Annotated in this window: 10 protein-coding genes and 4 tRNA genes; 7 read left to right on the top strand and 7 right to left on the bottom strand. The window is 60.5% G+C overall.

Annotated features, from left to right (window positions below; genetic code table 11):
* Positions 1-78: 78 nt before the first annotated feature.
* On the top strand, positions 79-1,362 hold the full coding sequence (locus CPH89_RS29360; RefSeq protein WP_053256960.1) for a Zn-dependent hydrolase: 1,284 nt from the start codon (positions 79-81) through the stop codon (positions 1,360-1,362).
* A gap of 554 nt (positions 1,363-1,916) precedes the next feature.
* Here the strand turns inward: CPH89_RS29360 and CPH89_RS29355 are convergent.
* From CPH89_RS29355 to CPH89_RS29345, 3 genes are read right to left on the bottom strand one after another with little or no spacing between them, the layout of a single operon-like run.
* Entirely contained in the window at positions 1,917-3,335 is a 1,419-nt protein-coding gene (locus tag CPH89_RS29355; RefSeq protein ID WP_053256959.1) for an efflux transporter outer membrane subunit, read from the bottom strand.
* Positions 3,319-4,485 (bottom strand): efflux RND transporter periplasmic adaptor subunit, encoded by a 1,167-nt coding sequence (locus tag CPH89_RS29350; RefSeq protein ID WP_053256958.1) that lies wholly within the window; start codon positions 4,483-4,485, stop codon positions 3,319-3,321. Before CPH89_RS29350 ends, CPH89_RS29355 begins: the two co-directional genes overlap by 17 nt.
* Positions 4,475-7,696 carry an efflux RND transporter permease subunit gene (locus CPH89_RS29345; protein ID WP_053256957.1) on the bottom strand — a complete coding sequence of 1,074 codons (3,222 nt, stop codon included), beginning with the start codon at positions 7,694-7,696 and terminating at the stop codon, positions 4,475-4,477. The genes CPH89_RS29350 and CPH89_RS29345 overlap by 11 nt, the downstream gene beginning before the upstream one ends.
* A gap of 216 nt (positions 7,697-7,912) precedes the next feature.
* Between CPH89_RS29345 and CPH89_RS29340 the strand changes: the two genes are divergently transcribed.
* Positions 7,913-8,332 carry a PA0061/PA0062 family lipoprotein gene (locus CPH89_RS29340; protein ID WP_053256956.1) on the top strand — a complete coding sequence of 140 codons (420 nt, stop codon included), beginning with the start codon at positions 7,913-7,915 and terminating at the stop codon, positions 8,330-8,332.
* On the opposite strand, the gene CPH89_RS30500 is transcribed toward CPH89_RS29340, so the two are convergent.
* Entirely contained in the window at positions 8,329-8,490 is a 162-nt protein-coding gene (locus tag CPH89_RS30500; RefSeq protein WP_167422771.1) for a hypothetical protein, read from the bottom strand. The genes CPH89_RS29340 and CPH89_RS30500 overlap by 4 nt on opposite strands.
* 197 nt (positions 8,491-8,687) lie before the next feature.
* On the opposite strand from CPH89_RS30500, the gene CPH89_RS29335 reads away from it, so the two are divergent.
* Positions 8,688-9,350 (top strand): peptidase C39 family protein, encoded by a 663-nt coding sequence (locus CPH89_RS29335; RefSeq protein WP_053256955.1) that lies wholly within the window; start codon positions 8,688-8,690, stop codon positions 9,348-9,350.
* Between the two features lie 81 nt (positions 9,351-9,431).
* Here CPH89_RS29335 and pbpG read toward each other — a convergent pair whose 3' ends face one another.
* Positions 9,432-10,355: a D-alanyl-D-alanine endopeptidase gene (pbpG, locus tag CPH89_RS29330; RefSeq protein WP_053256954.1), complete on the bottom strand. Its 924-nt coding sequence runs from the start codon at positions 10,353-10,355 to the stop codon at positions 9,432-9,434.
* Between the two features lie 207 nt (positions 10,356-10,562).
* On the bottom strand, positions 10,563-11,417 hold the full coding sequence (gene folD, locus CPH89_RS29325; protein ID WP_053256953.1) for a bifunctional methylenetetrahydrofolate dehydrogenase/methenyltetrahydrofolate cyclohydrolase FolD: 855 nt from the start codon (positions 11,415-11,417) through the stop codon (positions 10,563-10,565).
* Positions 11,418-11,692: 275 nt separating this feature from the next.
* Between folD and CPH89_RS29320 the strand changes: the two genes are divergently transcribed.
* From CPH89_RS29320 to CPH89_RS29305, 4 genes are all read left to right on the top strand, one after another.
* Positions 11,693-11,769: transfer RNA gene (locus CPH89_RS29320), tRNA-Arg, on the top strand.
* Between the two features lie 32 nt (positions 11,770-11,801).
* A tRNA-His gene (locus CPH89_RS29315) sits at positions 11,802-11,877 on the top strand.
* Positions 11,878-11,933: 56 nt separating this feature from the next.
* Positions 11,934-12,018, top strand: a tRNA-Leu gene (locus tag CPH89_RS29310).
* Positions 12,019-12,095: 77 nt separating this feature from the next.
* Positions 12,096-12,171, top strand: a tRNA-His gene (locus CPH89_RS29305).
* A 20-nt stretch (positions 12,172-12,191) separates the two neighbouring features.
* On the opposite strand, the gene CPH89_RS30325 is transcribed toward CPH89_RS29305, so the two are convergent.
* Positions 12,192-12,491, bottom strand: a complete 300-nt coding sequence (locus CPH89_RS30325; protein WP_141125122.1) for a hypothetical protein — start codon at positions 12,489-12,491, stop codon at positions 12,192-12,194.
* Between the last annotated feature and the right edge of the window lie 154 nt (positions 12,492-12,645).

Below are 12,645 nucleotides of genomic sequence, written 5' to 3'. Positions count from 1 at the left end.
CCCGCTCCCACATGGATGACCCCATTCCAGTGCTGGAATCGAGTCAACTCATAACAAATGTAGCCTGAGGAGATCCCCATGAACGCTGCCCTGGACGTTCTGCAATCCACCCATCAGCACATCAACCGCGACCGCTTGTGGCAATCCCTGATGGACCTGGCCAAGCTCGGCGCAACGCCCAAGGGCGGCGTATGCCGCCTGGCCCTCACTGACCTTGACCGCAAGGCTCGCGATCTTTTTGTGCAGTGGTGTGAGGCGGCGGGTTGCAGCGTGACCGTCGACGGCATCGGCAACATCTTCGCGCGCCGCCCGGGACGCAATCCCAACCTGCCACCGGTGATGACCGGCAGCCATATCGACACTCAGCCCACGGGCGGTAAATTCGACGGGTGCTTCGGCGTGCTGGCGGGTGTCGAGGTGCTGCGCACCCTCAATGACCTCAACATCGAAACCGAAGCGCCGCTGGAAGTGGTGGTGTGGACCAACGAGGAAGGCTCGCGCTTCCCGCCGTGCATGATGGGTTCCGGGGTGTTTGCCGAGAAATTCACCCTGGCCGATACCCTGGCCAAAGTCGACGTGGACGGAGTCAGCGTCGGCGATGCATTGAATGCGATTGGCTATGCGGGCACGCGGCCAGAGAGCGGGCACAAGGTCGGCGCGTATTTCGAGGCCCATATCGAACAAGGCCCGATTCTTGAGGATGAGAAGAAAACCATCGGCGTGGTGCTGGGAGCCTTGGGGCAAAAGTGGTTCGACCTGAAGCTGCGCGGCGTTGAAGCCCATGCGGGGCCGACGCCAATGCACCTGCGCAAGGATGCTCTGGTGGGCGCGGCGGCAGTGGTGGCTGCCGTGAATGCGGCGGCGTTGGGGCACCAGCCGCATGCGTGCGGCACCGTGGGTTGTTTGCAGGCCTATCCTGGCTCGCGCAATGTGATCCCGGGTGAAGTGCGCATGACCCTGGACTTTCGTCATCTGGAACCGGCACGCCTGGATTCGATGATTGCCGAAGTGCGCAAGGTGATCGACGACACCTGTGCCAAGCACGGCTTGAGTTTTGAAATGGAACCCACCGCCGACTTCCCGCCGTTGTACTTCGACAAGGGTTGCGTGGACGCTGTGCGTGACGCGGCGAATGGGTTGGGGCTGTCGAACATGGACATCGTCAGCGGGGCAGGGCACGACGCGATCTTCGTCGCCGAACTCGGCCCGGCCGGGATGATCTTTGTGCCCTGTGAAGGCGGCATCAGCCATAACGAAATCGAAAACGCCGCGCCGGACGATCTGGCAGCCGGATGTGCGGTGTTGTTAAGGGCAATGCTGGCCGCTTCGGCAGCAATCGCCAGCGGCAAACTGGCCGCCTGAAATACCTTAGGAACATGTGGGAGGGGGCTTGCCCCCGATAGCGGAGTATCAGCTACGGCTGAGCTGACTGACCCACCGCCATCGGGAGCAAGCCCCCTCCCACAATGACCGCACTGTCCTGTCGAATAGTGATCAAGGTGTGGGCGCAGGCTTGCCCAATGATCGCCAGCGGCAAACGGGCCGCCTGAAATGCCGTAAGAAGATGTGGGAGGGGGCTTGCTCCCGATAGCGGAGTATCAGTTACGGCTGAGCTGACTGACCCACCGCCATCGGGAGCAAGCCCCCTCCCACAATGACCGCACTGTCCTGTCGAATAGTGATCAAGGTGTGGGCGCAGGCTTGCCCAATGATCGCCAGCGGCAAACGGGCCGCCTGAAATGCCGTAAGAAGATGTGGGAGGGGGCTTGCTCCCGATAGCGGAGTATCAGTTACGGCTGAGCTGACTGACCCACCGCCATCGGGAGCAAGCCCCCTCCCACAGGGGGCAGCGGTTTTCATACAGTGTGTGTCTACCGCAGTATTGATGGGGGAGGGAGCAAGTCCCTCCCCATTTATCAGGCGCCGGGTTGCCAGCCGCCGCCGAGCGCGGTGACTAATCCCACACTTGCCTGCAATTGCCGCGTCTGCACCGCCTGCAATGTGCGTTGCGCCTGCAACGCCGCCGTCTGCGCGGTTACCACGTCCAGGTAGCTGACGGCTCCCGCCTGATAGCTGTTCATCGCCAATGACTGTGTGTGCTGCGCGGCATCTGCCGCTGCTTGCTCATCCTGGGCCTCCTGCTGCAAGTCGCGCAGTTGCGCGAGGTTGTCTTCCACCTCACGCACGGCTTTCAGTACATGACTGCGGTACTGCGCCGCAGCCTCTTCAAACTCGGCCTTGGCCTGTCGCTCGTTGGCACTCAAGCGTCCACCGTCAAAGATCGGCAAATTAACCAGCGGCCCCAGCGCCCAATAGCGATTACCGGCGGACAGCAAATTACCGACCCCTTGTGTCTGGCCGCCGATCAACCCGGTCAAACTGAAGTCCGGGTACCACGCCGCTTTCGCCACGCCGATATTCGCGTTGGCTGCGAACACCCGGCGTTCCGCTGCGGCGATGTCCGGACGACGTTGCAGCAGGTGGCTCGGCAGTTGAGAGGGAATCCCCGGCAACGCGATCAATTGTTGACTCGCCGGCAACCTGAAGTCGCTGGCTGCGACACCCACCAGTTCGCCAATCGCATGCTCGGTCAGGTTGCGCTGGCCGCGCACTTCGTCCAGTTGCGCCTTGGCTTCGGCCAGTTGATTTTGCGCGCGGGTCAGGTCCAGCTCCGAGGCAATCTGGCCCTCATAACGACTGCGCGTCAGTTGCAATGCCTGGCTGAAATCATCCAGCGAGCTATTCAGAATCCGGCGCTGCGCATCCAGCCCATTAAGCTGCACATACAGCGTCGCCAATTGATGCTGCAGGCTCAGGCGCGCCACCGCCAGGTCATCCCCGGAGGCTTGCGCCTGGGCATCGCCTGCCGCGACCTGGTTGCGGATTTTGCCCCACAGGTCCAAGTCATAGCTCAACGAAAAGCCCGCCGTATTGCTGTTGTAGACCGACGGCTGGGTATCACCTCGCAGCGGCCGCGAATCGGATTGACGCTGGCGTAACGGCTGTGCGCTGGCGCTAATCTGCGGGAACAACCCGGCATGTAACTGGCTGGCATAGGCCTGGGACGCATCGAAGTGCGCCAGTGCCGCCGCGAGGTCCGGGTTGGCCTTGAGCAGTTGTTGTTGCAGGTCATTGAGGCGCGAATCGTTGTAGAGCTTCCACCATTCGGGCGCCAGTTGATCGGACGGTTGCGCACTGTGCCACGGGCCATCACTGGTCTGTTCGCGGTAGCCGGCCGGCAGGTCGACCGACGGCACCGTATACGTGGGCGCCAGCGAGCAACCCTGCAAGGCCAGCAGCACCAACGCCGCGAGGGGGTTAAGCCTTGGGCGCATGCGCACCTCCGGCGTCGGCGAGTTGCACGGGGTCGCCTTCGCGCAGGGCGTCCGGCGGGTTATCGACGACACGGTCGGCGGGCTTCAGGCCTTGGTCGATCACCAGACGCTCGCCGAGGTCGAGGCCGATGTGGATGTCTTGCAAGTGCACATGGTTGTGCGCATCCAGCACGGCGACCTGGGTGCCTTGGGCGCGGAAGATCAGGGCACTGGCCGGGATGCTCACGCCATGGGTGTCCGCTGGAATCGGCAGGGTGGCTTCAGCGTAATCGCCAGGCAGCAATTCGCCGTTGGGGTTGTCGGCCACGAACTGGGCGAGCAAGGTGCCGGAGCGGCGGTCGATGGCGGTGGAGTCGCCGATCAGGCGCGCCTTGAAGTGCTCGCCGGGGTGCTCGGGCACGGTCAACTCGGCTTCGAGGCCGGCGTGGATGACCGCCGCGTAGTTCTGCGGCACCGGCACGTAGAGGCGCAACTGGTGGGTGTCGGCGATGTTGAACAGCTCGGGATCGCTGTCGGTGTCGGCCTTGATCAACTGGCCAATGTCGGTGTTGCGCGCGGTGATGGTGCCGGCGAACGGTGCGCGGATGGTCTTGTAGCTTTCCAGGGCGGACAGCCGCGCATAGTCGGCCGCCGCCGCCTCGGCGTTGGCTTTGGCCGCGGCGGCGTTGGAGGTTTTTTCATCGGCCTCCTGACGCGACACCGAATGGCTGGCCAACAGGTTTTGCCAGCGCGTGGCGGTGGTTTCGGCCAGGCGCGCGTTGGCCTGTTCCTGCACCAGGCGGGCGTGGGTTTGCGCCAGTTGCTGGTCAAGGTCCGGGCTGTCGATTTCGGCGAGGACTTGCCCGGCTTTGACCTGGGTACCGATGTCGGCTTTCCAGTCTTTCAAGTAGCCGCTGACCCGCGCGTGAATCGGCGCCTTGCTCCAGGCCTCAAGGTGCGCGGGCAGGCGCAAGGTGTCGCCGGCCACGTTCTGTTTCGGTTGGAACACCATCACTTGCGGGATGGCGGCGGTTTCGGTCCAGGCGGTGACCGATTGTTCGTGCATCGTGCGGGCGTGCAGGCCGTTGGCGACCAACAGGGCGGCCAGTGTCAGGCCGCCGACACCCATGAGCATCAGACGCTTGCGCGAGGGGTTGTGATCAGACGACATGTGAAGTTTCTCCAGCAACTGCGCGAGTAGGGTGACGACCGTGGACCAGGCTGAAGACCACGGGAACAAACAACAAAGTGGCGACGGTGGCGAAGATCAAGCCACCGATAACGGCACGGCCAAGCGGGGCGTTCTGCTCCTCGGAAATTGCCAGCGGCAGCATGCCGATGATCATCGCCAGCGCGGTCATGCACACCGGCCGGAAGCGCGTGTAACCGGCTTCCAGGGCGGCCTTCAGTGCATCGCCATGTTCGGCCAGGCGTTCACGACAAAAGCTCACCACCAGGATCGAGTTGGCGGTGGCCACGCCCATGCACAGGATGGCGCCGGTGAGTGCCGGCACCGACAGCGAGGTGCCGCTGAGGAACAGCATCCACACAATCCCTGCCAGCGCCGCCGGCAGTGCCGTGATGATCACGAAAGGGTCGGCCCACGATTGGAAGTTGACCACGATCAGCAGGTAGATCAGCACCACCGCGCCAAGCAAACCAAAGCTCAAACCACTGAACGCTTCATGCAGGGCATCGATCTGCCCGTGCAGGCTGATCACCGCACCTTTGGGGCGCATGGAGGCGGTGTCGTCCAGCACTTTTTGCACGTCGCGGGCCACGCCACCGAGGTCGCGACCTTGCACGTTGGCGTACAGGTCCAGGGTCGGTTCGATGTTGTAGTGGGTCACGACTGCCGGGCTTTGCACGCGCGCGATGGTCGCCACGCCGCCGAGGATTTGTGATTGGCCATTGGCACCGGTCACCGGCAAGGCTTCCAGCGACGGCAGGCTGTCGAGGCGGTATTGCGGGGTGGCGGCGACGATCGAATACGACACGCCGTTGGCCGGGTTGAGCCAGAAGGTCGGCGCGGTTTGCGAGCTGCCGGCGAGGGAGGCGACCATGCTGTTGGTCACGTCACGCTCGGTGATACCCAGGCCATTGGCGCGCATGCGGTCGACGTTAACTTGCAGCGACGGGTAGCCGGTGGACTGCTGGATACGCAGGTCGGCGATGCCCGGCACGTGTTGCAGGCGCCGCTCAAGCTCCACGGCGTAGGCACGGTTTTCTGCATCGCTGCGCCCGGAGATTTTTACATCCAGCGGCGCGGGTGCACCGAAGTTGAGGATCTGGCTGCTGATATCCGCGGGCAGGAAGGCGAAGTGGCTGCCGGGGAAACTTTCCGGCAAGGCTTCACGCAGTTTTTTTACGTAATCGGCAGTCGGTGCGTGGTGCTTTTTCAGGCTGACTTGAATATCGCCATCCTGCGGGCCGATGGTGCCGCTGCTGCTGTAGGCCATGTCGATGCCGCTGAGCGGAATGCCGATGTTGTCGACGATGGTGTCGAGTTCTTCGGCCGGGATTACTTCGCGAATCCGCGCTTCAATCCGGTCGAAGGCGGCGGCGCTTTCTTCAATCCGCGTGCCCAGCGGCAAACGTACGTGAAGGGCGAGGGCGCCGGCGTCGGTGGCCGGGAAGAAGTCCTGGCCCAGGCTCGGCAGCAGCAGGAACGACGCCAGCACGCAGGCCAGGAAGCCGACGATAAAGCGCTTGCGGGCGCCGAGGGCCAGCGTCAACAGACCGTGGTAGGTATCGCGGATAGTCGAGAAGTGCCGCTCGAACCCTTGCTGGAAATTCAGCACTGCTTGCAGCACACGATTGCGAGGTTTGTTGTGCTGCTCACCCTCGTGGTGGTTGATGAATTGATCTTCCGGGTGATGCCCTGCGCCTTGTTCCGGCATATGTGGCTTGAGCAGGAACATCGCCAGCGTTGGCACCAGGGTGCGCGAAAGGATGAACGAGCTGGCCATGGCGAAGATCACCGCGAGGGCCATCGGCCGGAACAGGTAGCCGGCGATGCCTTGCAGCAGGAACATCGGCACAAACACGATGCAGATGCACAGCAGCGAGACGAACGCCGGACCGACAATTTGCGCGGCGCCGTCGAGGATCGCGGTCTTTACCGCCTTGCCTTGCTCCAGGTGCCAGTTGATGTTTTCGATGGTCACCGTGGCGTCGTCCACCAAAATCCCCACCGCCAACGCCAGCCCGCCGAGGGTCATCACGTTGAGGGTTTGCCCGCTGACGGCCAGCAGTGCGATGGCGGACAGCACCGCCAGGGGAATCGACGCGGCGATGATCAGTGTCGAGCGCCAGCTGCCGAGAAACAGCAGGATCATCGCACTGGTCAGCAGTGCGGCGATGATGCCTTCCTGGGCCACGCTGCCTACCGACTGCTTGACGAACACCGAGGCGTCACCCAACAGCGAAGTCTTCAGCGACGGCGGCAGGGTTTCGTTGATACGCGGCAGCATCTGGCGGATGCCATCGATGATCGACAGGGTCGAGATGCTGCCGTTTTTCAAGGCCGGCATGAGTACTGCGCGGTGACCGTCGACGCGCACGATGTTGGTCTGCGGCGGCGAGCCGTCACGCACGTGGGCCACTTGCCCAATGGTGATGATGGCGCCGTCGACGGTCTTGATCGGCAGGTCGTTCAGCTCGTCAATCGCCTTGGGGCTGTTGTTGAGCAGGATCGTGTATTCGTTGGGGCCGAGCTTGGCGGTGCCCACCGGGATGATCTGGTTTTGCAGTGCCAGGGCATTGCCTACGTCCTGCGCCGACAAACCTTTGGCGGCCAGCGCCTGCGGGTCAAGGTCGAGGGTGATCTGGCGTTGCTTGCCGCCCATTGGCGTCGGCATGGCCAGGCCGGGCAGGGCACTCAACGGCAGCCGGATATTGTTCTGCACCAGGTCGCGGATCTTGGCTTCCGAGAGGCTGGGGCTGGAGAACGCCATTTGCAGGATCGGCACCGTGGAGGCGCTGTAGTTAAGGATCAGTGGCGGCGTGATGCCCGGTGGCATCTGCTTGAGCACGGTTTGTGAAACCGCCGTCACTTGGGCGTTGGCGGTGCGGATGTCCACGCCGGGTTGGAAGAAGATTTTCACGATGCCCATGCCGGGCAGCGATTGCGATTCGATGTGTTCGATGTCGTTAACGGTGGTGCTCAGTGAACGTTCGTAGGTGTAGATCACCCGACCGGCCATGGCGTCCGGTGACAGGCCGTTGTACTGCCAGACGACGGCGACGACGGGTATGCCGATATCGGGGAACACATCCGTAGGGGTTCGCAGGGCCGCCATCGGCCCGATGATGCAGATGAATATGGCCAACACGATGAACGTGTACGGCTTTTGCAGTGCGGTCTTTACCAGCCCGAGCATGCGTAAACCTCCGAAGGAGCAGGATTGCAAACCCCGGCAGTCTTGCCCGACCCACCTAACACGCACCTTTCAGCCAGGTGAAGGAACATTTAGTTAAGCGCTGAAGATCGTTTCATATGTATTCATTTGTTCTACAAAGGGTGGGTCTCCAAGCTTGTCCCCCATCGGACTCGACACCTTTCAGATCCGGACAACGTTCTTTTTTGGAGCCCTGCCATGACATTTAAAGCACTCAAACCCCTGTTGTTGATTCCCGCCCTCGGCGCTGTTCTGTTGTTGTCGGCGTGTGCCGGCCCGCTGCCCAAGGCTGACCCGAGCGAAGCGTGGATAGGATTGACAGAAGAGGCCCCGAACGACCTGATGGCCGAGCGCGTCGACGGCAAGCGCGTGGATGACGGCCGCTACTTTGAAGTGACCCCGGGCGACCATCGTCTGGACGTGACGTTATTTGAAGAAGAGGCGGGCGACGACAACCAGCAAGACTGCCAGGGCCGGGTTGAGTACAAGCACTTCAAGGCGGGGGAACACTACACGTTGGCGGAATCGAGCCTGGGCACCACCGTACGTGCCGTCCTCAAGGACGGTCACGGCAAGGAAGTCGCGGCGACTCAAGACTTCAATTGCATGCCAGGCTAAGCGTGGTGCGCCGCCGCCTTGTGGGGCTTGGCCGGTGCAGCAGGTTTGAGGTGGGGGTGATGATGCCGGCGGGTCACGCGCATCACGCCCCACAACATGGCGCTGGCGACCGCCAGCCAACCGCAGATCAACAGGAAAATCGTCGTAGCAAGGCTCATTCTGGCCTCCTTTCGCCCCGCTGGGGGCACACACAGTCTTCTCAATGGACAGTCTAGCTACCTGGCGGTTGCGTGCTATTGACCAATGGTCGAGTCCATCCAACTTGTTTGCTATATCCGCGCCTCCTCTCTGTTACCTAAACGCGATTGGGCTATGATCAGGGCCCTCACCGGCCGTTGATCAAGCGAGTCAAAAATTGCGGTTACGTTCGAACATTAAACCTTCTTTGCTGCTGGCATGTGCCCTCGGGCTTGCCGCCTGTTCCGGTCACCCCTCGAAACTGGCGGGCTTGCCGGAGCGTGTCGAACTCACCGGGGTGCCGGCCTTTCGCAGTGAGGCTTACCTGAGTGGTCCATCGGCTTTAGCCAGCATGCTGTCGCAACAAGGCATTGTGATGACACCCGGCTTGCTGGATAAACCGCTGCACCTGCCCGGCGCTGAAGCTGATCTTGAGCGCAACATGCAGGTCCTCGCGCGTGAATACGGGCTGATGGTGTACCCGCTGGATAGCCGGCTCACGGCGGTACTGGAACAGGTGGCCGCGGGGTATCCGGTGATGGCGCGGATCGACTCAAGCTTCTGGTCCGGCGCGCGGTACGTTGTGGTGGTGGGGTTCAATCAGCAGAAGAGCACCGTGCTGCTGCGCTCGGGTAAGGAACGACGTTTGTTGATGAGCTTCAGCGATTTTGAGTCGGCGTGGAAGAGTGCCGGTCACTGGGGCATCCTGACCCAGCGTCCGAGCCAGTTGCCGGCAAATGTAGATGCGCAGCGCTGGCGGGAGGCGGCTAACGCGACCGCCCAAGCCGGCCAGGAGCAGTCAGCGGCGCAGGCACTCAAGGTGCTGGCAGAAAGGAAATAACCTACCCAGGGTTCAACAATACGGGAGGCTGGCCTGCCCGCGATACCGGCAAGCCAGCCTTCCATCTTCGAACGGCGTTGCTCAGCGACGTACTTCAGCCGCGTTCGGGCGATTCTTCAGGTTCTTGTCGGCCTTGTAGCGCAACGCGACGTCCGGCACCGAACCACTTTTGCCGGTCTCAACCCAATTGCGGATACGCGTGGCATCGGCGAAGTGGGTGAACTTGCCGAAGGCATCAAGAATGACCAGCGACACCGGGCGGTTACCCATGCTGGTGACCAGGACCAGGCAGTGGCCGGCCTGGTTGGTGAAACCGGTCTTGGTCAGTTTGATATCCCATTTGGCACGGTTGATCAGGTGGTCGGTGTTGGAGAAACCCAAGGTGTAGTTGGGTTTACGGAACGACACGGTCTTTTCTTTGGTCGTGCTCAGTTGGCTGAGCAGCGGGTATTTGCGCGCGGCGGCCAACAGCTTGCTCAGGTCACGGGCGGTGGACACGTTGTGAATCGACAGGCCGGTAGGCTCGACATAGTGTGTGCTGGTCATGCCCAGCGCCTTGGCTTTGGCGTTCATGGCGGCGATGAAGGCCGGGTAGCCGCCAGGGTAGTGGTGCGCCAGGCTCGCGGCAGCGCGGTTTTCGGAGGACATCAGGGCGATCAGCAGCATTTCCTTGCGGGGCATTTCGCTACCGATTTTCACTCGGGAGAACACGCCTTTCATTTCCGGCGTGTCTTTGATGTTGATGTCGATGTATTCATCCATGTTTTGCTTGGCTTCCAGCACGATCAGGCCGGTCATCAGCTTGCTCACGGAAGCGATCGGCACCACCACATCAGGGTTGCTGGAATAGATGACTTTGTTGGTTTGCAGGTCGACCAGCATGGCGCTGCCGGAAGCGATTTGCAGTTTGGAGGTATCACGCGGAGCCAGAGTGGTTTCGGCTGCGTGCGCGAAGGTGCCTGTAAATGCGAAAAATAGGCTGACAATAGAGAGACGAATTTTCACGCGGATGAACTCGCTAAAAAGTAAGGAAATACCGTTTGGAAACGGGTTTTATGACAAATGCCGTTACATTTTAGGAGTATGGATCAGAAACTGTCGAATGTTCTTCGAGAACCAGACGAAAGTGCTTAAAAACTAACAAAAAACGGGTTTTATCCGCGCATTAAAAAGCCCTGCTATAAGGCAGGGCTTTTTCAGTACGACGGGTTATTAGCTGTGCAGCGTTTCTGCCGCATACAGCGTGTTTTCCAACAGGCAGGCACGGGTCATCGGGCCGACACCGCCGGGTACTGGTGTGATCCAGCCAGCGCGGGGCAGGGCGGTTTCGTACACCACATCGCCTACCAGCTTGCCGTCTTCCTGGCGGTTGATGCCTACGTCGATGACGATGGCGCCTTCCTTGATCCACTCACCCTTGACCAGGCCCGGCTTGCCGGCGGCAACCACCACCAGATCGGCACGGCCGACATGGCCGGCGAGGTCCTTGGTGAAGCGGTGGGTGACGGTCACGGTGCAGCCAGCCAGCAGCAGTTCCATGGCCATCGGGCGACCGACGATGTTGGAAGCACCGACCACCACGGCATCGAGGCCGTACAGATCGACACCGGTGCTTTCCAGCAGCGTCATGATGCCTTTCGGCGTGCAGGGGCGCAGCAGCGGGATACGCTGGGCCAGACGGCCGACGTTATAAGGGTGGAAGCCGTCGACGTCCTTGTCCGGGCGAATGCGTTCCAGCAATTGGGAAGCGTCCAGATGCTCGGGCAGCGGCAGTTGAAGCAGGATGCCGTCGATGCTCGGGTTTTCATTGAGGCTGTCGATCAGGTCGGTAAGGGCCTGCTGGGTGGTGTCCTCCGGCAAGTCGTAGGCTTTGGAAATAAAGCCGACTTCTTCACAGTCTTTACGCTTGTGCGAGACATAAACCTGAGAGGCAGGATCGCTGCCGACCAGGATCACCGCGAGGCCAGGCGTGCGCAGGCCTTGCTGGCTACGCTCGGTGACGCGTTTGGCGATCTGCTGGCGCAGGCTGGCGGCGATTGATTTGCCGTCGATAAGTTGTGCAGTCATTACGCGTGATTAACCATCGAGAGGGGGAAGAAAAGTGCGCGTATTCTCGCACGCCAGGACGTGAGGGCAAAGGCGCTTGGTCTGCAAATTGGCCTAACCCCTTAAATAAAATGAATTTTTTTCAAAAAAGATTTGACGGGTTTCAAGGCCCTCTATACTATTCGTCGCACTTGTCGGGCACAGCCTAGCACTGCTTAAGAAGGTCGAGCAGAATTGCTGTTCTGTAAGGCTGGAAGCACTTAGTTTGTAATCCTCCAAGAGTACAGATTAATAAGGCGCCCGTAGCTCAGCTGGATAGAGCATCCGCCTTCTAAGCGGATGGTCGCAGGTTCGAGTCCTGCCGGGTGCGCCATTAGGCAGCTTTGGCACAAGTAGCGCTATATGGTGGGCGTAGCTCAGTTGGTAGAGCACGGGATTGTGACTCCCGTTGTCGAGGGTTCGATCCCCTTCGTCCACCCCATATTTAGAAAGGCGCCAGATTAATCATCTGGCGCCTTTGCTTTAAGAGCTTCAAGCGCGGATGTGGTGGAATTGGTAGACACACTGGATTTAGGTTCCAGCGCCGCGAGGCGTAAGAGTTCGAGTCTCTTCATCCGCACCAATTAAAGCGTTGCCGGGCCATCAGGCGCGGTAAGGCTCGACAAAGAAGATGTGTGAGTTCTTTGTTAATGCAATATGGTGGGCGTAGCTCAGTTGGTAGAGCACGGGATTGTGACTCCCGTTGTCGAGGGTTCGATCCCCTTCGTCCACCCCATATTCAGAAAAAGCGCCAGATCAGTGATCTGGCGCTTTTTTTGCGTCAGAAATTTCCCATTGGCAGTGCAAGTCAGCTTGACGCCAAGAAAAAGCAAGCATTCTCAATGCCTTGGCGTTAGAATCGTTGCCGGTTTTGAGCGTGTAGAACTGATCCAGGGCTATATCAGGGTCGGTACAGCTATTTAATAGCGATAACGGCGCAGTACCTGAAAAAGGGCTGTGCCGTTTTTGTTTAAGTGTTTTGAGTTTCAGGGCGGGGCGTTTCGTCGTATTTGTGTTTCTCGATGCTGCTGCCGTGCCCTCCGGTCTTGTTTGCAAGGTCGGTCGCCAGGGGCGTGCGTTTCGGCGCCTCTATATATAGAAGGGTTGATGCAGAGCCCTGGCGTGTTGAGCTGTATTTGCTAACGGGATGAGGTGCATGCGTGCACTTGAACCTATAAATGGCCTGCTGTTTTTCTACCCGTTTTCAGTA

The sequence above is a fragment of the Pseudomonas fluorescens genome, from assembly GCF_900215245.1.
In the GTDB taxonomy this organism is placed as follows: domain Bacteria; phylum Pseudomonadota; class Gammaproteobacteria; order Pseudomonadales; family Pseudomonadaceae; genus Aquipseudomonas; species Aquipseudomonas fluorescens.
Note: the sequence above shows the minus strand (reverse complement) of the source record. Positions and strands in the feature narration are given on the sequence as shown.

Bases quoted from the DNA above. Each gene is read 5' to 3' on its own strand.
- CPH89_RS29360 (WP_053256960.1), top strand. From the start codon at position 79: ATGAACGCTGCCCTGGACGTTCTGCAATCCACCCATCAGCACATCAAC.
- CPH89_RS29355 (WP_053256959.1), bottom strand. From the start codon at position 3,335: ATGCGCCCAAGGCTTAACCCCCTCGCGGCGTTGGTGCTGCTGGCCTTG.
- CPH89_RS29350 (WP_053256958.1), bottom strand. From the start codon at position 4,485: ATGTCGTCTGATCACAACCCCTCGCGCAAGCGTCTGATGCTCATGGGT.
- CPH89_RS29345 (WP_053256957.1), bottom strand. From the start codon at position 7,696: ATGCTCGGGCTGGTAAAGACCGCACTGCAAAAGCCGTACACGTTCATC.
- CPH89_RS29340 (WP_053256956.1), top strand. From the start codon at position 7,913: ATGACATTTAAAGCACTCAAACCCCTGTTGTTGATTCCCGCCCTCGGC.
- CPH89_RS30500 (WP_167422771.1), bottom strand. From the start codon at position 8,490: ATGAGCCTTGCTACGACGATTTTCCTGTTGATCTGCGGTTGGCTGGCG.
- folD (WP_053256953.1), bottom strand. From the start codon at position 11,417: ATGACTGCACAACTTATCGACGGCAAATCAATCGCCGCCAGCCTGCGC.